The organism is Pseudomonas sp. R76 (genome assembly GCF_009834565.1).
In the GTDB taxonomy this organism is placed as follows: Bacteria; Pseudomonadota; Gammaproteobacteria; order Pseudomonadales; family Pseudomonadaceae; genus Aquipseudomonas.
This window is the reverse complement of the sequence record NZ_CP019428.1, coordinates 475,445-497,634: the sequence shown is the minus strand read 5'-3', so window position 1 is coordinate 497,634 and position 22,190 is coordinate 475,445. Positions and strand designations below refer to the sequence as shown.

At 61.4% G+C, this 22,190-nt stretch carries 19 protein-coding genes and 1 pseudogene; 7 read left to right on the top strand and 13 right to left on the bottom strand.

Annotation, left to right across the window (positions count from 1 at the left end):
* Positions 1-18: 18 nt before the first annotated feature.
* The 7 genes and pseudogenes from PspR76_RS02175 (at position 19) to PspR76_RS02150 (ending at position 6,415) form a co-directional block, all read left to right on the top strand.
* Positions 19-309, top strand: a complete 291-nt coding sequence (locus tag PspR76_RS02175; RefSeq protein WP_159953767.1) for a twin-arginine translocase TatA/TatE family subunit — start codon at positions 19-21, stop codon at positions 307-309.
* A gap of 10 nt (positions 310-319) precedes the next feature.
* A complete protein-coding gene (gene tatB / locus PspR76_RS02170) occupies positions 320-745 on the top strand; it encodes a Sec-independent protein translocase protein TatB (protein ID WP_159953766.1) in 426 nt (141 codons plus the stop codon).
* Entirely contained in the window at positions 742-1,533 is a 792-nt protein-coding gene (gene tatC, locus PspR76_RS02165; RefSeq protein WP_159953765.1) for a twin-arginine translocase subunit TatC, read from the top strand. Before tatB ends, tatC begins: the two co-directional genes overlap by 4 nt.
* Positions 1,530-2,237 carry a 16S rRNA (uracil(1498)-N(3))-methyltransferase gene (locus tag PspR76_RS02160; protein ID WP_159953764.1) on the top strand — a complete coding sequence of 236 codons (708 nt, stop codon included), beginning with the start codon at positions 1,530-1,532 and terminating at the stop codon, positions 2,235-2,237. Before tatC ends, PspR76_RS02160 begins: the two co-directional genes overlap by 4 nt.
* A 221-nt stretch (positions 2,238-2,458) precedes the next feature.
* A pseudogene (locus PspR76_RS31560) lies at positions 2,459-3,517 on the top strand (methyl-accepting chemotaxis protein); the annotation flags it as partial.
* Positions 3,503-4,375 (top strand): methyl-accepting chemotaxis protein, encoded by an 873-nt coding sequence (locus PspR76_RS31555; protein WP_371317685.1) that lies wholly within the window; start codon positions 3,503-3,505, stop codon positions 4,373-4,375. The pseudogene PspR76_RS31560 and the gene PspR76_RS31555, both read left to right, overlap by 15 nt.
* Before the next feature lie 135 nt (positions 4,376-4,510).
* Positions 4,511-6,415: a methyl-accepting chemotaxis protein gene (locus tag PspR76_RS02150; protein ID WP_159953762.1), complete on the top strand. Its 1,905-nt coding sequence runs from the start codon at positions 4,511-4,513 to the stop codon at positions 6,413-6,415.
* Between the two features lie 88 nt (positions 6,416-6,503).
* Here the strand turns inward: PspR76_RS02150 and PspR76_RS02145 are convergent, their stop codons facing one another.
* The 13 genes from PspR76_RS02145 to PspR76_RS02085 all read right to left on the bottom strand — a co-directional run bounded on the left by PspR76_RS02145 (position 6,504) and on the right by PspR76_RS02085 (position 22,171).
* Positions 6,504-7,238, bottom strand: coding sequence for an amino acid ABC transporter ATP-binding protein (locus tag PspR76_RS02145; protein WP_057724449.1), 735 nt, complete (start codon positions 7,236-7,238; stop codon positions 6,504-6,506).
* The gene (locus tag PspR76_RS02140) at positions 7,231-8,190 is read right to left on the bottom strand and encodes an amino acid ABC transporter permease (protein WP_159953761.1); all 960 of its coding nucleotides are present in this window, start codon (positions 8,188-8,190) and stop codon (positions 7,231-7,233) included. The genes PspR76_RS02145 and PspR76_RS02140 overlap by 8 nt, the downstream gene beginning before the upstream one ends.
* Before the next feature lie 136 nt (positions 8,191-8,326).
* Positions 8,327-9,124: a transporter substrate-binding domain-containing protein gene (locus PspR76_RS02135; protein ID WP_159953760.1), complete on the bottom strand. Its 798-nt coding sequence runs from the start codon at positions 9,122-9,124 to the stop codon at positions 8,327-8,329.
* Positions 9,125-9,343: 219 nt separating this feature from the next.
* Positions 9,344-10,144, bottom strand: coding sequence for a transporter substrate-binding domain-containing protein (locus tag PspR76_RS02130; protein ID WP_159953759.1), 801 nt, complete (start codon positions 10,142-10,144; stop codon positions 9,344-9,346).
* Between the two features lie 186 nt (positions 10,145-10,330).
* A complete protein-coding gene (gene mdoH / locus PspR76_RS02125; RefSeq protein WP_159953758.1) occupies positions 10,331-12,901 on the bottom strand; it encodes a glucans biosynthesis glucosyltransferase MdoH in 2,571 nt (856 codons plus the stop codon).
* The gene (locus PspR76_RS02120; RefSeq protein WP_159953757.1) at positions 12,894-14,678 is read right to left on the bottom strand and encodes a glucan biosynthesis protein G; all 1,785 of its coding nucleotides are present in this window, start codon (positions 14,676-14,678) and stop codon (positions 12,894-12,896) included. Before PspR76_RS02120 ends, mdoH begins: the two co-directional genes overlap by 8 nt.
* A 266-nt stretch (positions 14,679-14,944) precedes the next feature.
* On the bottom strand, positions 14,945-15,382 hold the full coding sequence (gene dtd / locus PspR76_RS02115; RefSeq protein WP_159953756.1) for a D-aminoacyl-tRNA deacylase: 438 nt from the start codon (positions 15,380-15,382) through the stop codon (positions 14,945-14,947).
* A complete protein-coding gene (gene pip, locus PspR76_RS02110) occupies positions 15,379-16,350 on the bottom strand; it encodes a prolyl aminopeptidase (RefSeq protein ID WP_159953755.1) in 972 nt (323 codons plus the stop codon). Before pip ends, dtd begins: the two co-directional genes overlap by 4 nt.
* A 104-nt stretch (positions 16,351-16,454) precedes the next feature.
* A complete protein-coding gene (locus tag PspR76_RS02105; RefSeq protein WP_159953754.1) occupies positions 16,455-17,384 on the bottom strand; it encodes an alpha/beta hydrolase in 930 nt (309 codons plus the stop codon).
* 140 nt (positions 17,385-17,524) lie between these two features.
* Complete coding sequence (locus tag PspR76_RS02100) at positions 17,525-18,469, bottom strand: choline ABC transporter substrate-binding protein (protein ID WP_159953753.1); 945 nt, start codon at positions 18,467-18,469, stop codon at positions 17,525-17,527.
* Between the two features lie 257 nt (positions 18,470-18,726).
* Positions 18,727-19,527, bottom strand: a complete 801-nt coding sequence (gene hutG / locus PspR76_RS02095) for an N-formylglutamate deformylase (RefSeq protein ID WP_159953752.1) — start codon at positions 19,525-19,527, stop codon at positions 18,727-18,729.
* A 13-nt stretch (positions 19,528-19,540) separates the two neighbouring features.
* Positions 19,541-20,746 (bottom strand): imidazolonepropionase, encoded by a 1,206-nt coding sequence (gene hutI, locus PspR76_RS02090; RefSeq protein ID WP_159953751.1) that lies wholly within the window; start codon positions 20,744-20,746, stop codon positions 19,541-19,543.
* Between the two features lie 15 nt (positions 20,747-20,761).
* A complete protein-coding gene (locus tag PspR76_RS02085; protein ID WP_159953750.1) occupies positions 20,762-22,171 on the bottom strand; it encodes an amino acid permease in 1,410 nt (469 codons plus the stop codon).
* Positions 22,172-22,190: the final 19 nt, after the last annotated feature.

Below are 22,190 nucleotides of genomic sequence, written 5' to 3'. Positions count from 1 at the left end.
TTACAGAGGAATTGCAGCATGGGCATTTTTGACTGGAAACACTGGATCGTCATTCTGATAGTGGTGGTACTGGTGTTCGGCACCAAGAAACTCAAGAACCTGGGCACCGACGTCGGCGAGTCGATCAAGGGCTTTCGTAAAGCCATGAACGATGACGAAAAGCCGGCCGACCCGGTGGTCAACCCCGTCGTGAACCCAGTGCCTCCGGCCCAGCCTGTGCACCCCCAGGCGACCCAGCCGATCACTGAGCGTCGGACCTTCGACGTGCAGGCTGAAAAAGTCGAAGAGCCGACCCGCAAAGACTCGTGAGCACTGACTAATGTTTGGTATCAGCTTCTCTGAACTGCTCCTCGTCGGCCTCGTGGCCCTGCTGGTATTGGGGCCGGAACGCCTGCCCGGTGCCGCACGCACGGCCGGCCTATGGATCGGGCGCCTGAAACGCAGTTTCAACGCCATCAAACAGGAAGTTGAACGGGAAATCGGCGCCGACGAGATCCGCCGGCAACTGCACAACGAACATATCCTGTCGTTGGAGCAGGAAGCGCGCAAGATTCTGTCGCCGGTGAATGAGCCGAGCAAACCGGCCGAGCCCGTGGCCGAGCACAGCATCGCACCGCCTGCCGTGGCCCAAGCTGCCCCTGTGGTGGAACACGCCCCGGCAGAGCCCGCCCCGACCGCGCCAGCGCCGACGCCCGTTGCGTCGCCCGCTCCCCATGACCCTACATTGCCGCCGCGAGCCCCATGAGCGCTGATAAACCGGAAAACGACCAGCACATGCCGCTGGTCTCGCACCTCACCGAGCTGCGTACCCGCCTGCTGCGTTGCGTAGCGGCCATCTTCATCATCTTTGCCGGGCTGTTCGCTTTCACCCAGCAGATCTACACCTTCGTCTCTACGCCACTGCGCCAGTACTTGCCGGCGGGCGCGACGATGATCGCCACCGACGTGTCGTCGCCGTTCCTGACGCCACTGAAGCTGACCATGATGGTTTCGCTGTTCCTGGCGATCCCGGTGATCCTGCATCAGATCTGGGGCTTTATCGCGCCCGGCCTGTACAAGCATGAAAAGCGCATCGCCGTGCCGTTGCTGGTGTCGAGCATCCTGCTGTTCTACACCGGCATGGCCTTCGCCTATTTCCTGGTGTTCCCGCTGATCTTCAAGTTCTTCGCCGCCGCCACCCCGGCCGGTGTGGAGATGATGACCGACATCACCAGTTACCTCGACTTCGTGATGACGCTGTTCTTCGCCTTTGGCGTGGCCTTCGAAATCCCGGTGGCCGTGGTGCTGCTGGTGTGGATCGGCGTGGTCGACGTCAAATACCTGAAGAAAGTACGTCCGTACGTGATCATCGGCTGCTTTGTGGTCGGCATGATCCTGACACCGCCGGACATTTTCTCGCAGACCCTGTTGGCCGTGCCGATGTGGATGTTGTTCGAGATCGGCATTCTGTTCGGCAGCCTGATCAGCAAGCGTGGCGATCACCCGGATGACCAACCCGTCGACGACGACCAGCCGCCAGCGACCCAGCCGTGAACCTGCTGCTGCTTGAAGAGGCCGACTTTATCGCGGCCGACCGCGTGATCCTGCGTGATCGGCGCCTGGTGCACATGCAGGACGTCCACCGCGCAACGGTGGGCGACAACCTGCGGGTTGGCCGCATTGGCGGGCTGATGGGCAATGCACAAGTGCTGCGCCTGGAGGCCAGCGAAGCCGAGCTGCAAGTCAGCTTCGACCTGCCGCCGCCAGCCAAACTGCCGCTGACATTGCTGCTGGCCCTGCCGCGCCCGAAGATGCTGCGCCGAGTGCTGCAAACCGCGGCGTCGATGGGCGTGCCGAAGGTGGTTTTGGTCAACAGCTATCGGGTGGAAAAGAGCTTCTGGCAAACCCCGTTTCTGGAGCCTGAGGCGATCCGCGAGCAGCTTGTCCTCGGCCTGGAGCAGGCCCGCGACACGGTGCTGCCTGAGATCATCATCGAAAAACGCTTTAAGCCGTTCGTTGAAGATCGCCTGCCAGCCATGACCGCAGGCACCCTCGGCCTGATCGGCCACCCTGGCGATTACCCGGCCTGCCCGCGCGGGCTCGACACGCCGGTAACCCTGGCCATCGGCCCGGAAGGTGGCTGGATTCCCTACGAAGTCGACCTGTTGACCAAGGCCGGCTTGCAACCCGTGCAGCTCGGCGCACGCATCCTGCGCGTCGAGACCGCCGTGACCGCCCTGCTCGCCCGCCTTTTCTAATCCCACAACACACCAACCGACAACACAGAACCCATGTGGGAGCGGGCTTGCTCGCGAATGCGGTGGATCAGTCACACATATTTGACTGGCCCACCGCATTCGCGAGCAAGCCCGCTCCCACACAAGCCCGCTCCACAGTGGATCGGTGTCGCTACAGAAACTTCCTGCGCGGCCGATAGCCTCTGAATAAGTCCAAGCCTTGTTCAAAGGGAGTTCGCAGCATGTATCGTTGGTTAGCCGAAAAACTGGGGAATGTGAGCGTCAACCGCAAGCTGAGCATTGGCTTTGGCTTGGTGTTGATCCTGACGCTGTTGATCACGTTCACCGGTTGGACCGGCTTGGGCGATGTGATCAGTCGCGGTGACAAGCTGGGCTTTATCTCCAGCCTCAATGGCCTGACCAAAGACCTGCGCCTGGCGCGCCTGGACTTCGAAATGCGGCGCGGCGAACAAGGCACGGATGCGGTCAACGGCCTGATCACCAAACTGGACAGTGGCCTGAAAACCGCCGAGACCCTGATCGAGCAACCCGACGACAACGCTCTGGTCGAGCAACAGCTCGAGGCTTTAGGCCAATACAAGAAGGCCTTTGCCGCCATGGTCCAGGCCGGCCTCAAGCGTGAAGGCGCACGCAGTAAGCTCGGCGACACCGCAGACAACGCCGTCGCCAAAACCAACGAAGTCGAAAAAGCCTTGCTGCAAGGTGACAGCGTCACCCAGTTCAACAGCGTGGTCGACCTGAGCAAGCTGATCCAGCAATCGCGCTTCCAGGTGCGCGGCTACACCTACAGCGGCAAGACCGAAGCCGAGCAACCTGCGCTGGATGCCATCGACAATGCCCTGAAGAAAATCACCGTACTCCAAGGCCAACTGCCTGAGCAGTACCAGGCCAACCTGCAAGAAGCCGGCGTGTCGCTGCAAGCCTACCGCGCCGCCGTCAGCCAGTACCGTGACTCCCAGGTTGCCAGCGCTGCGGCCCTGAAAATCATGACCGAGCAAGGCGACATCCTGCTCGGCCACAGCGAAAAACTCACCACCTCGCAGACCGCCGTGCGCGATGCCGATGCGGCGCAAGCCAAGCAGCTTTTGTTGCTGGCCACCGTGCTGGCGCTGATCTTCGGTATGGTCGCCGCCTGGGCCATCACCCGGCAGATCGTCATCCCGTTGAACCAGACCCTCAACGTTGCTGAGCGCGTGGCTTCCGGCGACCTGAGCCACAACCTCAACTCCGCACGCCAGGACGAACTGGGCCAATTGCAGCGCGCCATGCAAAGCATGACCGTCGGCCTGCGCGAACTGATCGGCGGGATCAGCGATGGCGTCACGCAGATCGCCAGCGCTGCCGAACAACTGTCGGCCGTGACCGAGCAGACCAGCGCCGGGGTGAATAGCCAGAAGGTCGAGACCGACCAGGTGGCCACCGCCATGAATGAAATGGCCGCCACCGTGCAGGAAGTGGCGCGTAACGCCGAAGAAGCCTCCGAAGCCGCCGTGGCCGCTGACCAGCAGGCCCGCGAAGGCGACAAGGTGGTCAGTGAAGCGATCGCCCAGATCGAGCGCCTGGCCACCGAAGTCGGCAACTCAACCGAAGCCATGGGCCATCTCAAACGCGAAAGCGACAAGATCGGCAGCGTGCTCGACGTGATCAAGTCGGTGGCCCAGCAAACCAACCTGCTGGCCCTTAACGCCGCGATCGAGGCTGCGCGTGCCGGTGAAGCCGGGCGTGGCTTTGCGGTGGTGGCCGACGAGGTGCGCAGCCTGGCCCAGCGCACGCAGAAGTCCACCGAAGAGATCGAAGAGCTGATCGTCGGCCTGCAAAGCGGCACCCAGCAGGTGGCGACCATCATGGACAACAGCCGTGGCCTCACCGACAGCAGTGTCGAGCTGACCCGCCGCGCCGGCAGCGCGCTGGGCAATATCACGCGCACCGTCTCGACCATCCAGGCAATGAATTCGCAGATCGCCACCGCCGCCGAGCAGCAAAGTGCGGTGGCCGAAGAGATTAACCGCAGCGTGTTGAATGTGCGCGATGTGTCTGAACAGACGTCCTCGGCCAGTGAAGAAACCGCCGCCTCCAGCGCCGAACTCGCGCGCCTGGGGATCTACTTGCAGACGCTGGTCGGGCGTTTCCGTATTTGATCCATCCTACGCGGCGGCCAGACCAGGCCGCCGCAACTTGTGAAACGTCCTACGCAGTTATCAGCCCGCCATAACCCCAAATCGATTTAGCGTTTGAGCTGTTGCCAAGCGCGCTCCCTGATTTGGAGGTTCACCATGTTTCGGCTGACCCGCTTGCTGGTCAACGCCAGCGTCCGTGTAAAACTTGCACTGGGTTTCGGCCAAGTGCTGATCTTAAGTGTCCTGATCGCCGCGACGGGCTGGCAAGCCTTGAACGCCGTGCTTTATCGCTCCAACAGCCTGACGACCTTGGCTCAACTGGCGCTGGACGCCGAAACCATGCGTGCGGACCGGATCGTGTACCGCACCCTGACGGACGCCGCCAGCCTGACCAAAATGACCACGCAGATTGAAAAGATCGACCAGCACCTGGCCGACCTTTCAACGCGTCTGAAAGACCCGGCCGACCTGCAACGGCTGCAGGAAGCGATACGCCTGGTGGCCAGTTTCAAGGCGGCCATGGCAGCCTTGCCGCCCTTGGTCGAGCAACGCGAGAGCACCCGCCTCGCGCTCAAGAAGACTGCCCTGCAGGCCAGCGACACCCTGGCGCAATTCGCCAGCGACTTGCCCAACCAGGAGGATGAAAAAGCCCTCGATGCCATCGAAAACCTGCGCCAGGCCATGGAACAGGCGGAGGATCGCGCCCAGAGCCCCGCCTGGGCCGCCGAGTCGCTGCAGGCCTACACCGAGGCACTCAGCCAGACCCTCGGCGCCCTGGACGCGGCACAGACAGTGGTGACCGCGCAACCGGTGGACGCGGCACTGCTCAAGACTGACCTGGCCAACTATCGCGAACAGTTGATCAAACTCAAGCAAGCTCAGCTCAATATCGAAACCGTGCAAAACCGATTTGAACAACAACTCGATGAGTTGCGCGAGCACAGCCATCGGCTGAGCGAAGGCCAGACCGCCAAGCGTGACAGCGAAGCCGAGCAGACCCACAGGCTGCTCATCTGCGTCACCTTGGTGGCCTTGTTACTCGGTGTTCTGGCCGCGTGGTGGATCACTCGGCAAATAGTCGGCCCGCTGCGAACACTGCTCACGGCCGCGCACCGGGTCGCTGACGGCGACTTGAGCCAGAACACTGCGCAGGACCGCCACGATGAACTGGGCCAGTTGCAGCAAAGCATCGGGCAAATGACCCGCAGCTTGCGCAGCCTGATCAGCGGCATCGGTGACAGCGCGCGGCAGATCGCCAGTGCCGCAACTCAGTTGTCGACCGTCACCGAGCAAACCCGCGCCGGGGTTAACGGCCAGCGCGACGAAACCGATCAAGTGGCCACGGCGATGAATGAAATGCTCGCCACCGCCCAGGAGGTTGCCCGACATGCCGAACAAGCCTCGGTTGCCGCCAATGAAGCCGACCAGCAAGCCAGCGCCGGCGACAAGGTCGTGGCGCAGGCCGTCGAACAGATCGGCCACCTGGCCCATGAGATGGCGCGCTCCAGCCAGGCGATGATTGCCTTGCAGCGCGAAAGCCAAAAAATCAGCGGCGTGCTGGACGTGATCAAGTCAGTGTCCCAGCAGACCAACCTGCTCGCCCTGAACGCCGCCATTGAGGCGGCGCGTGCCGGTACGGCGGGCCGGGGTTTTGCGGTAGTGGCCGATGAGGTCCGCAGCCTTGCCCAGCGCACGCAGGAGTCGGCCGAGGAAATCGAAGGGCTGATTTTGGGGCTGCACACCGGCACCCAGCAGGTGGCCGATATCATGGACGGCAGCCGAGCGTTGACCGACCACAGCGTCGAACTGACCCACGATGCGGGGGATGCACTGGCGGCGATTATCCGCACCGTGTCGATCATCCAGGAAATGAACCCGCAGATTGCCGCAGCTGCCGAGGAACAAAGCGCGGTGGCGGAGGAAATCAATCGCAGCGTATTGAAGGTACGGGATGTGTCGGAACAAACCGCGGCCGCCAGTGAGGAAACAGCGGCCGCAAGTGCTCAGTTGACGAAGTTGAGCCTGGATTTGCAGAACCTGGTCGGCAGATTCAAGCTCTGAGGCTTACAGCACTTGTGGCGAGCGAGCTTGCTCGCTCGCCACAACAAGCTTGCTCGCCACAGAAATCAGCTCGCCAGAAGGGCCATTTTTACAGGACTTGGCGCAAAAACGCCTGGGCGCGAGGGTCTTTGGGGGCGTCGAAGAATTCGGCCGGGGCCGCGTCTTCGAGCAGTTTGCCGTGATCGAAGAACAGCACCCGGTCCGCCACTTCGCGGGCAAAACCCATTTCGTGGGTGACACAGACCATGGTCATGCCTTCCAGGGCCAAGGTCTTCATCACGTCCAGCACTTCGCCGACCATTTCCGGGTCCAGCGCCGAGGTGGGCTCGTCAAACAGCATCACCTTGGGTTCCATCGCCAACGCGCGGGCGATCGCCACACGCTGTTGCTGGCCGCCGGACAAGCGCGAGGGGAACTCATTGGCCTTCTGGGCAATGCCGACCTTTTCCAGCAATGCCAGGGCCTTGGCTTCGCGCTCCTGCTTGCCGCGCTTGCGCACGACTTTTTGCGCCAGGCACAGGTTTTCCAACACGGTCATGTGAGGGAACAGGTTGAAGTGCTGGAACACCATGCCGACTTCGCGACGATAGGCATTCACGTCGGTTTTCGGGTCAGCCAGCTGCAAGCCGTCGATGCTGACGGAGCCTGAATCGAATTCTTCCAGGCCATTCAGGCAGCGCAGGAAGGTGGATTTGCCGGAACCCGACGGGCCGATCACCACCAGCACTTCGCCCTTGGCGACTTGAGTGGTGACGTGGTCCACCGCGCGCACCACGTGGCCACGGGTGTCGAAGACTTTTACCAGATCGCGGACTTCAATCACTTTGCGCGAGCCTCCGCTCAAGCCGGCTGGCCATTTTCGACAGCGGCAGGTTGATCAGCAGGTACAGGCCTGCCACACAGAACAGGATTTCAAACGGCGAGAACGAGGTGGTGATGACCTCACGGCCACTTTTGAGCAGTTCGGTAATCGCGATCACCGACACCAGGGACGTGTCCTTCACCAGGCTGATAAATTGCCCGGCCAGCGGCGGCAGTACGCGTTTGAACGCTTGCGGCAATACCACGTGGCGCATCGACTGGCTGGCACTCAAACCCAACGACCGCGCGGCTTCGTTCTGACCACGGGTGATGGACTGCACACCGGCACGGACGATTTCAGCTACATAGGCACCGGTGAACAGCGACAGCGCGGCGATCCCGGCGAATTCCCGTGACAGGTTGAGCACCGTGCCGATGAAGAAGTAGAAAATGAAGATCTGCACCAATAGCGGCGCTCCGCGCACCAGTTCGACGTAAATCGTCGACAGATCGCGCAATGTCGGGTTGCTGGACAGGCGGCACAAGCCGGTTGCCAACCCGATCGCCAGGCCAAGAATGCCCGACACCACCGACAGCCATAACGTGGTCCACAAGCCCCACATCAGCGGCCCGAGTGCCCAGTGCCGGGTCACGCCGACCACATCGCCTTCGGCCACGTCATCGCCACGCGACACTTGCAGGCTGTTGTCGGCCACGGTCAGCGTCTGCTCGGCACCGGCGTCATTGCGCAGGGTGACTTCGGCGATGTCGCCTTTGCGCACCAGCTCAACGACGGTGGAGATGTCGGCGGCGCGCTGGGACGTCTCGGCCTGGTAGGCGAAGTACTGCGGCACGCGGTTCCAGCGCCATTCGTAGGACATCAGCGAGGTGGCGTAGTACAACGCGCCAGCCAGGCCAACCAGCACGACCACGGTCAGCAGGTGCCAGGGCCATTGGGCTTTTTTCTGTTTCATTTCAGCTTCCGGGATTGATGTCGCCTGTCAGGCCGTCATCGCAGGCAAGCCAGCTCCCACATTTTTGATCTGCGAACACAGTCAAAGGTGGGAGCTGGCTTGCCTGCGATGGGAGCGACTCGGTATTCAGCCTGGCTTATTCCATGTCCTTGAGCCACTCGGAGCTCTTGAACCACTTGTCATGGATGCGATCGTAGGTGCCGTCGTTGCGGATCTGGTGCAGGAAGTTGTTGATGTAGTTGAGGCTGTCGTAATCGCCTTTTTTCAGGCCAAACGCCAACGGCTCAAAGGTGAAGGGTTCTTCCAGGAATACCAGCTTGCCATTACCGACCTTTTTCTCGGCGACCACGTTGTACGGTGCGTCGTAGACGAAGGCGTCAGCCTTGCCGTTGACCACGTCCAGCACACCTTCCTGTTCGTTGTCATAGCCGTGGTACTTGGCTTTGGAGATCAGCTTTTTAGCCACCATCTCGCCGGTGGTACCGAGCTTGGACGTCAGGCGGTATTTCTCGTCATTCAGGTCTTTGTAGGACTTGATGGTGCCTTCCAGGTCCTTGCGAATCAGCAGGGTCTGGCCGACCACGATGAAGGGTTCGCTGAAGTTCAGGCGCAGGTTGCGTTCCTGGGTCAGGGTCATGCCGCTGCCGATCATGTCGAACTTGCCGGTCAGGAAGGCCGGGATGATGCCTTCGTAACCGGTGGACACCAGCTCCAGCTTGACGCCCATGGACTTGGCCAGGGCCTTGAGGATGTCGACTTCGAAACCGATGATTTCACCGCGCTTGTCTGTCATTTCGAACGGCATGTAGGTTGGGTCCATGCCGACTTTCAGCGTGCCGCGCTTGACCGCATCATCGATGGCGCCGGCATGCGCCGCAGTGGCCGCGACCAGCGCGGTGACGCCAAGCATCAGCATCGAAAGATACTTTTTCATCATCAAGTCCCCTGAACGATTCTTGTAAGGTCGGCGCGCAAAAGGGCTGCACCAATTCGGGGTGCGATCCTAACCCACTCATTGCCCGTCACAAAGGTTTCGCGGGTAATTGTTAACGGCGTATGTCGGAAAAGCCCCACAAAAGTGCAAGCAAGCGCACTGATAGACACGTCCGGGCGAGCGCGCGGCAATTCATTGATATGTAAGTAGTTATGACGATCAGTCAATTTCCGCCATCCAGGCGGTGTCCTTGAACCACTTGTCGTGCAGCCGATCGTAGGTGCCATCCTGGGCCACCTGGCTGAGAAAGTGGTTGATCCAGTTAAGGCTGTCGTAATCGCCTTTTTTCAGGCCGAACGCCAGGGGCTCAAAGGTAAACGGCTGCTCCAGCGCCAGCAGTGCGTGGTTCTCCGGCCGGGTCATGGCGATCAGGTTGTAGGGCGCGTCATGAACAAAGGCATCGGCTTTGCCTTCCACCACCCGCCGCACGCCCTCCTCCGGGGTTGCGACACTGCTCAATTGGGCCGCCCCCAAAAAACGTTGTGCGGCGGACTCGCCCGTAGTGCCTTCGGTGGCCACGATCCGGTAACTCGCCTCGTCCAGGTCTTCGATACTGGAGATCTTGCCGGCAAGGCTCGGATGCAACAGCACGGTTTGGCCGACGACAATGAAGGAGTCGCTGAAATTGAGCTTCAGGTTGCGCTCTTGAGTGACCGTCATGCCGCTGCCGATCAGATCGAACTTGTTCGCCATCAACCCCGGCACCAAATCGGTATAGGGCACAGCGACCAGTTCAAGTTCGACGCCCAGGGCGCGGCTCATCGTTTGCAGCAAGTCGATCTCGAAGCCGATGATACGGCCCTGCTTGTCGGTCATTTCGAAGGGGACATAGACGGGCGTGGTGCCGACTTTAAGCACGCCTCGCCGCACCGCGTCATCAAGCGCGCCGGCGCTCAGCCAGCCTGAATAAATCAATGCGGCAGCGCTGATCAGCCATGCCGAACAATACCTTTTGAACATGAATCCCCCTGTGTTCGAGTCAATTTCGGGGGCGATGCTAACCCAGCCGCAGGCACGACAATACGCCTCGGACAAGGGTCTTTTGTTTCGAAATAACAAGGTGCCAAGGGGATCAGGAAGAGGCGTGAAACGCTGTAGGACCAGCGCTTCAAACGCCCCCGAGGTGAGCCCTCGGGGGCGTCAGAATCAGGCCGGTTGGGCCTGCGACGACAGCGGTTGCAGCGGCAGCAACGGCGCGTGCGGATCAGCTTTGATCGATGCACGCCAAGCGCCAAGCCATTCGGCGTGGCCTTCGCTCCACACCTGCTGGTGCAAGCGAGCCAGAGCTACAGGGTCGCTGAGCAACGCCACGCGCTCGCCGTTGTTGAGGCCGGCAGGGCCGACTTTCAACGCATGGCGCACACGCTCCTGGCGCAAGTGCTCGATCGGCTCGGCCTCACGGTGACGCGAGGTCGCCAGGGCACAGGCCAGGGCGTTCTGCTGCGGGTCGACAACCGAACGCACAAACCCGTCATTCAGGGCGTGCCAACGGTTTTCGTGGGTGTACTTCTCGGTCGACAGCAGGGCTTGCGGCGGATTGTATTCCTCAGGAATCAGGAACAGGCTCTCATCGCGTGACTTGAGGCCCAACTTGACCCGGCTGGAAATCACCGACACAGGAATCGACAGCATCAGCGAGCCGACGATTGGAATCAGCCACCACAGGAAGCTCGGGTTCAACCACACCACCAACAGCGCCCACAGGAAGCCGAGCAAGGTTTGCGGGCCGTGGCGCTTGACTGCCTCGCTCCATGGCGTGGAATCGTCGTCACGTTGCGGCGAGTTCCAGGTCGCAGCCCAGCCGAGGAACGCGGCGAGCACGAAGCGGGTGTGGAAGATCATCCGCACCGGCGCCAGCAGCATGGAGAACAGCATCTCCAGCAGCATCGACAAGGTCACCTTGAACTTGCCACCGAACTCTTTCGCGCCCTTGGCCCAGATCAGGATGATGCTCAGCAACTTGGGCAGGAACAGCAGCACGATGGTGGTGGAGAACAGCGCCACCGCCTTGTCCGGGTGCCATTGCGGCCACAGCGGGTACAACTGGCGTGGCGCCATGAAGTACTGCGGCTCCATCAAGGTGTTCACCGCCAGCAACGCCGTCGACAACACCAGGAAGAAGAACCAAAGCGGCGCCGACAAGTAGGACATCACGCCGGTCAGGAACACTGCACGGTGAACCGGGTGCATGCCTTTAACCAGGAACAGGCGGAAGTTCATCAGGTTGCCGTGGCACCAGCGACGGTCACGCTTGAGTTCATCCAGCAGGTTCGGTGGCAATTCTTCGTAGCTGCCCGGCAAGTCGTAGGCAATCCACACGCCCCAGCCGGCACGGCGCATCAGCGCAGCTTCAACGAAGTCGTGGGAGAGAATCGCACCGGCAAACGCGCCTTTACCCGGCAACGGCGCCAGGGCGCAGTGCTCGATAAACGGCTTCATGCGGATGATCGCGTTGTGGCCCCAGTAGTGGGATTCACCCAACTGCCAGAAGTGCAGGCCGGCGGTAAACAGCGGGCCGTAGACGCGGGTGGCGAACTGCTGCATGCGTGCATACAGAGTGTCCATGCCCGACGCACGTGGCGCGGTCTGGATAATCCCGGCATCCGGCGTGGCTTCCATCAAGCGCACCAGACTGGTCAGGCATTCGCCGCTCATCACGCTGTCGGCGTCGAGCACTACCATGTACTTGTAGTCACCGCCCCAGCGACGGCAGAAGTCGTCGAGGTTGCCGCTCTTGCGTTTGACGCGACGGCGACGGCGGCGATAGAAGATCTTGCCGAAGCCACCGGCTTCGCGGCACACGTCAAGCCAGGCTTGCTGTTCGGCGATGCAGATATCGGCTTCATTACTGTCGCTGAGCACGAAGAAATCGAAGCGGTCGAGGTCACCCGTGGCGGCCACCGATTCGAAGGTGGCGCGCAAACCGGCGAATACCCGAGGCACGTCTTCGTTGCAGATCGGCATCACCAGCGCGGTGCGGGCATCTCTTGGAATCGGCTCGTCGCCGGCGCTTTTGCCGGAAATCCGGTACTTATCGTGACCGGTGAGCAGTTCCAGAAAGCCCATCAACGCGGTCCAGAAACCGGCCGACACCCAGCAGAACAAAATCCCGAACATGATCAGGATGCTGGTTTGCAGGGCGTAGGGCAGTACCTGGGTCGCGGTTTGCAGCAGGGTCTGGTTGCGAATCTCGTCGAAGTCGACCAGCGACCAGCCCTGGTACGGCATGATGCCTTTCATGTACCAGCCGGCGACGATGGTCTGGCCGAGCATCAAGATCAGCAGGATGTAGCGACGGATCGAACCGACGGTACGCCAGCGCGCGGCCGGCAGTACACGTTCGTCTTTGGGCGGTTTCGGCGGGTTGGTGCGACCGGTCATCCGGCGCCAACCGCGCACCAGGATGTTGGTGCGCCAAGGCTCAGGCACGACTTTGGTCCGACGAATCGGCGGCGTCGCCTTCAGGCACACCCGGCCACTGGCGTCGAGCGCGAGCATTTCTGCGTCTTGCAGCTCTTCGGCGGTGTTGAGGGTCAGCCGACGGCCAACCGAGGCTTGGGCAGCATCGGTCGGTGCGTCGAAAGTCGCGGACGACAAGCGTTCATGCAACTCGCTGAAGGACGTGCAGCCCGCCAGTTCGGCGCGCTGCTCTGCGGTCATCGGGAGGTGCGCCAGGTACTCGGACAGAGTCTCTGGCGTGGCTTGAGAATTACTCATCGGCAGGCAACTGATAGCTCCAGGTTTCGGTCAGGACTTGTTCTGTCTTGCTCGGCTCCGGATTAGAGAGTGACGTGGCCGGGGCAGCTTCTGGCTGCTTGGCTTCCTTGTCCTTGGCATCTTTCGCGTCTTTAGCGTCTTTCGCTTCTTTCGCGTCCTTCTTGGCCTGTTTCTCGTGTTGCTTGGCCAGGAGTTTGTCGGCCTTGATCACTTGGGTCGAAGCCTTTTCAGGCTCTGGCTGCGGAATATCCTGGACCAGGGCCGCACGCATTTCAGTCGGCTTGCCTGCGTCTTTGATCTTCATGCGCAGGGTCAGGCGCCAGCCTTTGGTGTGTTCGTTGTAGCGCACGCTGTTTTCAACGATTTCAGCGTTGTCGCCCACGCTCACCTGGCTGCGCACCGGGGCATCGGCCGGCAGTGCTTTGAGGGACGGCCCCTCGAAGTCCACCAGGTAAGCCACGCTGCCGTCCGGCTGGCGGATCAGGTTGGATTGCTTCACGTCACCGGTGGAACGCAGCGTCTGCTTGACCCAGGCGCTGTCGGCCGGGTGCAGGGCTTTTTCGTCCATGGTCCAGTGCAGGCGGTAGCTGATGTCCAGCGGTTCGCCGACTTTCGGCAACTCGGCAGGGCTCCAGAACGCAACGATGTTGTCGTTGGTTTCATCGGCGGTCGGAATCTCGACCAGGTCGACGGAACCCTTGCCCCAGTCGCCTTCAGGCTCGATCCAGGCGCTTGGGCGCTTGTCGTAGTTGTCGTCGAGGTCTTCGTAGTGGCTGAAGTCGCGACCGCGTTGCAGCAGGCCGAAACCGCGCGGGTTTTCGATGGTGAAGTTGCTGACCGACAGGTGTTTCGGGTTGTTCAGAGGGCGCCAGATCCACTCGCCGTTGCCGGCATGGATCGACAGACCGCTGGAATCATGCAGCTCACGACGGTAGTTGAGCACCTTCGACGGCTGGTTCGCGCCGAACAGGAACATGCTGGTCAGCGGGGCAACGCCCAGCTTGCTGACCTTGTCGCGCAGGAACATCTGCGATTTGACGTCGACGATGGTGTCGGTGCCAGGGCGCAGGGTCAGGCGATAAGCGCCGGTGGCGCGTGGCGAATCCAGCAGGGCGAAGATCACCAGCTGCTTTTCACCCGGTTTTGGACGCTCGACCCAGAACTCGGTGAAACGCGGGAATTCTTCACCGGACGGCAATGCCGTGTCGATCGCCATGCCACGGGCAGACAGGCCATACGACTGGCCCTTGCCGACGACGCGGAAGTAACTCGCGCCGAGCATGGTCATGATTTCGTCTTGTTTGTCGTCTTTGTTGATCGGGTAAAGCACACGGAAACCGGCATAACCCAGTTGTTCGGTGGACTTTGGATCGTATTTCACGTCACCGAAATCGAAACGCGTCGGGTCGTATTTGATTTCATGAACGCTGTCGGCGGTGACTTCGTTGATTTTCACCGGCGTGTCGAAGTGCATGCCCTGGTGATAGAAGGACAGCTTGAAGGGCGTGTTCTGATCGGCCCACTCGGCTTTTTCGTTGCGGAAACGAATCTTCTGATAGTCGGCGAATTTCATTTCGCGAAATTCGTTCGGCAGATTGCTGCGCGGAGCTTCGTATTTCTGCCCGGCCAGCTCTTTTGCCTTGGCCGACACATCATCCAGACTGAATGCCCACAGTTGACCCGCGCCGAACAGGCAAAACAGGGCGGAGCCCGTTACCAGTGCGTTTCGTAACCGTTTGGCAGACAATTTTGGTGCATTACAGGGACTAACAATCACGAGCAACCCTCGCCGAAAACAGATCAAAAAACCAACGGCCAGCTATCTATATGCCAGGTTGGCGAGCATTGTTCCGACTCCCCTGGGTCAAAATGATTCCCCAGTGGCCGTCGGACAAGTCTCTACCTAAGTCAAAAATGGACCAAACAACGCTGATCCCCGTAGCGCGCGATTATCTAGTAGCCAGCGAAACAACGCATTAGGGACAACGAAGTATTTGTAGCGAAACCCTGCGTTTTTAGGCATTAAAGTCGTTTTTAATACATTCATGTCTGTAAGAGGAAGGTCACAGGGCCATCATTGACCAAATGCACCTGCATATCAGCGCCAAAACGCCCTGACGCCACCTTGCCATGCAATTGTTGCGCTTGTAACAACAAGTGATCAAATAGCGCCGCTCCCAGGGCCGGTGGGGCCGCCGTGGAGAAGCTCGGCCGCAGCCCGCTTTTGGTATCCGCCGCCAGGGTGAACTGCGAAACCAGCAGCAAACCGCCGCCGATATCCTTTAAAGACAAGTTCATCTTGCCCTCATCGTCGCTGAACACTCGGTAGTTAAGCAGCTTGTGCAGCAGTTTGTCGGCACTCTCGGGCGTATCTGAAGGCTCGACAGCTACCAGCACCAGCAAGCCCTGCTCAATCGAACCGACTACTTCGCCCGCCACCTCGACCCGGGCGCCACGCACCCGTTGCAACAGGCCCTTCATGCTTCTTCTGGCGGCAGATCAAGCAGGCGCCGTGCCATCTCGCCGGTCGCACGTACCAAAGCATCAGTGATGCCTGGCTCGGAGGCCGCGTGCCCTGCCTCGCGAATCACCTGCAGCTCGCTGTTGGGCCACGCCTGATGCAGCTCCCAGGCATTGTCCAGCGGGCAGATCATATCGTAGCGGCCGTGAATGATGACACCCGGCAGATGGGCGATCTTGTGCATATCGCGAATCAGCTGGTTGGGCTCCATGAACGAGTTATTGGTGAAGTAGTGGCACTCGATACGCGCGATGGATAGCGCGCGCTGCGGCTCGGAAAAGCGCTCGACGTGCTGCGGGCTCGGGCACAGGCCCAACATGCGGCCTTCCCAGCCGGACCAGGCTTTGGCCGCGTGCATCTGGGCGATCTGGTCGTTGCCGGTCAGGCGCTTGTGGTAGGCGGCGACCATGTCGTGGCGCTCGTCCGCCGGGATCGGGGCGAGGTAGTCCTGCCAGTAATCCGGGAACATGCGGCTCGCGCCTTCCTGGTAGAACCAGTGAATGTCCTGCGGCCGGGCCAGGAAAATGCCGCGCAGGATCAAGCCATGCACACGCTCGGGGTGGGTTTGCGCGTAGGCCAACGACAGGGTCGAGCCCCAGGAGCCACCGAACAGCACCCATTTGTCGATGCCCAGGTGTTCGCGGATGCGCTCAAGATCGGCGACCAGGTCCCAGGTGGTGTTGTTTTCCAGGCTCGCGCGAGGCGTGGAGCGCCCGCAGCCACGCTGGTCGAATGTGACAATGCGGTACAGGTTCGGATCAAAGTAGCAACGGCTCTGGGCGTCACATCCGGAGCCGGGGCCACCGTGGATAAAGACAACAGGCAAGCCTTCGGGGGTGCCGCTTTCATCGACGTACAGCGTGTGGGTGTCATCGACTGCCAGATCGTGCCGGGCGTAGGGTTTGATCTGCGGGTACCAAGTCTGCATTGCGCGCTCCGTAGGGTGTCGGGTTCATCCCTGAGGGGACGTCTATTATTCTTGCCGTCTGGCATCATAAACCCGAATTGTGCAATGAGCATGTCCTTGAGCACTTAGACCTGTGTCAGCTGTTCGCTCCCCAGGTAAGACAGCAGGTGGTCGTACAGCCGATCCACCTCCGGCGCCTGGCCGCGCGCGCGCAAACAGCCGTGGACCAAGCCTTTGCCGGGATACAGCACGGCCTCGACGCCCGCTGCTTGCAGGCGTTCGGCATACACCATGCCGTCATCGCGCAGCGGGTCGAACTGGGCCACGGCGATCAGGGCCTTGGGCAAACCGCTGAAATCCTCGGCCAATAGCGGCATGGCATAGGCCGAAGGCTCGCCGCCGCCCAACAGGTAGAGCGCCAGGTAGCAGTCGGTATCGGCACTGCTAAGCAGCGGCGCGTCCATGCAATCGCGACGCGACGGCAAATCGGCCGGCCCACCCAAACCGGGGTAGATCAGGACCTGGGCCTGAGGCAGCGGCTGGCCGTCGTCGCGCAGGCCCAGGCACAACGCCGCCGCCAGATTGCCACCGGCGCTGTCGCCCATCACCACCAGACGCTGCAAGTTGATGGCGTGCGGCACCTGCCCCGCCTGGATTGCCTGCCACACAGCGCGGCAATCTTCGTACGCCGCCGGGAACGGATGCTCCGGCGCCAGGCGGTAGTCGATGGCGATCACCAACACCTGCAGGGCGCTGGCCAGTTCGAAGCAGATGAAGTCATGGGAATCCAGCCCGCCGACCACCCAACCGCCGCCGTGCATATAAAGGAGGCATGGCCAGCCTTGCGCCGGAGTGGCCGTTGCAGGTTGATAGCAGCGCACCTTCACCCCGCCGAGCGCGGCGTCCGAGACTTGCAGGCCATCGGGCTGCGACGGCGTGAACGCCTGGCACATGCGGTCGTAATTCTGGCGCAAGCCGGCCAGCGATGAGTCTTCGCTGGTGAAGGATTCGGTTTTGGTGACGAACGCCGCAAGCTGCGAAGAAATCGGATACATGCGCAAATATCCCTAATCGAAGTAGATCAAGTGTGGGAGCTGGCTTGCCTGCGATAGCGGTGTGTCAGCCACCTATTGATTACCTGATACACCGCCATCGCGGGCAAGCCCGCTCCCACATTTGCTTTGTTTTGCTTGAACTACCTGAGGCTGGCCTGGACGGCCGCGACGCCATCGCTGCCATCAAACGCGGCAACCCCCGCCAGCCAACGCTGCAAATCCTCCGGATGGTCGCGCAGCCATTGCTTGGCGACATCCTGCGGCGACTGGCGCTCCATGATCGGCACCATCAACTGGCTTTCCTGGGCGGCGGTGAAGGTCAGGTTGGTCAGCAGCCGGTTGGCGTTGGGGCAACGCTCGGCGAAGTCCGGCGCGGTGACGGTGGAAACGGTAGCCCGGCCTTCATCGGCACCGAACACATCTTCACTGCCGGTGAGGTAGGTCATTTTCATGTTGATGTTCATCGGGTGCGGCGTCCAACCGACAAACACCACGAACTCCTTGCGATTCACCGCACGCTGCACGGCCGCGAGCATGCCCGCTTCACCGGAGGCGACCAGCTTGAAGCCGCCCAGGCCGAAGTGGTTGGTGTCGATCATTTTCTGGATATCGGTGTTCGCGCCGCTGCCGGGCTCGATGCCGTAGATTTTGCCGCCCAGTTTGTCCTTGAAGCGCACAATGTCAGCGAAGGTTTTCAAGCCAGCGTCGGCCACGTATTGCGGCACGGCCAGGGTGGCTTGGGCGTCAGAGAGGCTGGGCGTGTCGAAGACCTTGACCTGTTTGGCGGCCAGGAACGGGGCAATGTTGTTGTCCATCGCCGGTTTCCAGTAGCCAAGGAAGATATCCAGGCGCTTGTCGCGGATGCCGGCAAAGATGATCTGCTGCACGGCGCTGGTTTGCTTGCTGTCATAGCCCAGGCCGTTGAGCAGTACGTCGGCCATGCCGGAAGTGGCGATGACGTCGGTCCAGCTGACCACGCCCATGCGCACCGCTTTGCACGAGGCCGGCTCAGCGGCCATGGCCTGCGCACTGAGCAGCGCGGCGCCGGTGAGGGTCAACAGGTAACGGTTGAACAGTCTTTTCATGAAAGAGGTCTCACTCGGCAGCTTTATTGTGGGGAGTGGCGTCTGACGCGCCCTGCCCACAACCTTACCCAGCGGGATGTCTGTTAACACGACCTGTGGCGACCGGCAGTTGCACTGCGGCGACTGTGAGGCCCCCTTCGCGAGCAAGCCCGCTCCCACATTTGGACCGCATTCTCATGTTGGAACTCGGTCAGGTGTGGGAGCGGCGGTTCGACGCTTCGACTTGCTCGCGAAAGCTATTGCAGCAGCAACGAAAATTACTGGTAATGCTTTTGCCCCCAGGCCAACAACCCCTCCAACAATTGCTTCAACACCACCCGCGTCGGCTCGGCCAAATCCGGCCGATACCGGAACGGCTCAAACTCTTCCATGTAGGCGCTCTGGCACAACTCCAGCTGCACGGCATGGATGTCCTGCGCCGGGTCGCCGTAATGCCGGGTGATATGCCCGCCCTTGAAACGCCCGTTGAGCACATGGGTGTATTGCGGATGCGCAGCACAGATGGCTTCCAACTGGCTGGCCAGCTCCGGGTCGCAGGCGGCGCCGTTGAAAGTGCCGAGATTGAAGTCCGGCAGCTTGCCTTCAAACAAGTGCGGTATCACCGAGCGGATCGAGTGCGCATCAAACAGCAGCGCGTAGCCGAACTCGGCCTTGAGCCGCGCCAGTTCTTCTTGCAGGGCACGGTGGTAAGGGCCCCAAATCTTTTGCAGGTAAGTGGCGCGCTCTTCCTGGGACGGCGCCAACCCTTCGCGGAACAACGGCACGCCGTCGAACAAGGTCGCGGGGTACAGGCCGGTGGTGGCGCCGACGTACAGCGGCTTGTCGTCCGAAGGCCGGTTCAGGTCGATAACAAACCGTGAATACTCGGCTGACAGCGTGCTGGCCCCCAGTTCCTCGGCAAAGTCATACAGCGTTGGGATGTGCCAGTCGGTGTCCGGCAGGCTTTGTGCCTCGGGGATCAACCCGGCCTCGACCGCAGGCGTCAGGCGCAGGCCCGCATGGGGCATGCTGATCAGCAGCGGCACACGGCCTTGTTTGAAGTTCAGAACCTTATCCACAAAAAAGTACTCCTCAAACAGTGACATCGACGCCGTGGCGCACGACGCGTTTATCCAGCTCGCCGCCCAGCCAGTAGGCCAGGTCGGCGGGGCGATCAATCTGCCAGGCGACAAAGTCGGCGACCTTGCCCACCTCCAGCGAACCGTGGGTATCGCCCATGCCCAGCGCGGTCGCGGCGTGCTGCGTGGCGCCGGCCAGGGCTTCTTCCGGGGTCATGCGGAACAAGGTGCACGCCATGTTCAGCATCAGGCGCACCGACAACGCCGGCGAGGTGCCGGGGTTGAGGTCGCTGGCGATGGCGATCTTCACGCCGTGTTTGCGCAGGGCGTCCATTGGCGGCAACTGGGTTTCACGCAGGAAGTAAAACGCGCCCGGCAGCAATACGGCGACGGTGCCGGCAGCGGCCATGGCGATGGCGTCTTCTTCGGTCATGAATTCCAGGTGGTCCGCCGACAGCGCGTGGTAACGCGCAGCGAGGCTGGAGCCGTGCAGCGACGACAACTGCTCGGCGTGCAGCTTCACCGGCAGGCCCAGTTGCTGGGCAACCTTGAACACGCGCTCGACCTGCTCGTTGGAAAACGCCAGGTATTCGCAGAACGCATCCACCGCATCCACCAGCCCTTCTGCGGCCAGGGCCGGCAGCATCTCGGTGCAGATGTGCTCGATGTAGTCGTCGGCGCGGTCCTTGTACTCCGGCGGCAACGCATGCGCGGCCAGGCACGTGGCGCGCACGCTGACCGGCAACGCTTCGCCGAGGCGCCGCGCGACGCGCAACATCTTCCGTTCGTTGACCAGGTCCAGTCCGTAGCCGGATTTGATCTCCACCGTGGTCACGCCGTCACGCAACAAGCTGCGCAAGCGCTTGTGGGCGCTGGCAAACAGTTCGTCTTCGGACGCGGCGCGGGTGGCGCGCACGGTGCTGGCAATACCACCACCCTTGGCGGCGATTTCGGCGTAGCTCACGCCTTCAAGGCGCTGCTCGAATTCGCCGCTGCGATTGCCGCCGAACACCGTGTGGGTGTGGCAGTCGATCAGCCCGGGGGTGACCCACGCGCCTTGCAGGTCATGCACCTGGGCGTAGTCCGCCGAGGGCACTTGGCTGCGGGGGCCGACCCACTCAATGAGCGGGCCTGCGGTGACCATGGCGGCATCCTCGATGATCGAGTATTTGCCGCCTGCCATGGTTGCGACGTGGCAGTGTTGCCAAAGCGTTTTCATCAACGCCTCCCTAAGTTAACGATGAGACAAAGCCGGGTCGTAATGGACCTTGGCCGCTTGCCCGGCGGCAGGTTTGACCCACAGCAGATAGGCGACCACCAGCAGCACGATCCACACGGCGCCGACCAGCAAAGCGGCCTGGGTGTCCGGGAAGTAACCCAGCACGCCAAACACGAACAGCATGAACACGATGGCCGCCGCTGGCGCATACGGCCAGAACGGCACCGGGAATTTCAGCTCGGCGACCTGTTCTTTGGTCATCGAGCGACGCATCGCCACCTGGGTGAACAGAATCATCAGCCACACCCACACCGTGGCGAAGGTGGCAATCGAGGCGATCAGCAGGAACACGTTTTCCGGGATCAGGTAGTTGAGCACCACGCCACCAAGCAGCGCTGCGCCCATCACCACCACGGTCATCCACGGCACGCCTTGCTTGGACAGTTGGGCAAACCCCTTGGGCGCCTGCCCTTGCTGGGCCAGGCCGTACATCATGCGGCCGGCGCCGAAGATGTCGCTGTTGATGGCCGAGACGGCCGCCGAGATCACCACGATATTGAGGATGGTCGCCGCCGAGCCAATGCCCAGGTTGCTGAAGATCTGCACGAACGGGCTGCCTTGGCTGCCTATCTGTGGCCACGGGTAGATCGCCATCAACACGAACAGGGTCAGCACGTAGAACAACAGGATGCGCAGCGGCACCGCGTTGATGGCCTTGGGGATCACCCGTTGCGGGTCTTTGGCTTCACCGGCGGTGATGCCGATGATTTCGATGCCGCCGAAGGCAAACATCACCACCGCAAACGAGGCGATCAAGCCGCCGATGCCATTGGGCATGAAGCCGCCGTGGGCCCACAGGTTGCTGAGGCCGCTGGCCTGAGTTTCACCGGCCGAATGGATGCCGAACAGCATGATGCCGAAGCCGCCGAGGATCATCGCCACAATGGCGCCGACCTTGAGCAGCGACAGCCAGAACTCCATCTCGCCAAACACTTTGACGTTGCACAGGTTCAGGCCGCCGATCAAAAACACGATGCCGAGCACCCATACCCAATGCGCCACTTCGGGAAACCAGAAGCCCATGTAAATGCCGAATGCAGTGACGTCGGCGAGGCAGACGATGATCATTTCAAAGGCGTAGGTCCAGCCGAGGACAAACCCGGCCATTGGGCCCAGGTAGGTGCTGGCGTACTGGCCGAAGGAGCCGGACACCGGGTTGTGCACGGCCATTTCGCCGAGGGCGCGCATCACCATGAATACGGCGGCGCCGCCGATCAGGTAGGCGAGCAGCACGGCAGGCCCGGCCATCTGGATCGCCGAGGCAGAGCCGTAGAACAACCCGGTGCCGATCGCGGAACCGAGTGCCATGAAGCGAATATGTCGGGCGCTGAGCCCGCGTTTCAAACCCTTTTCTTGCTGGTGCATTTCTCGTCCCTATTATTCT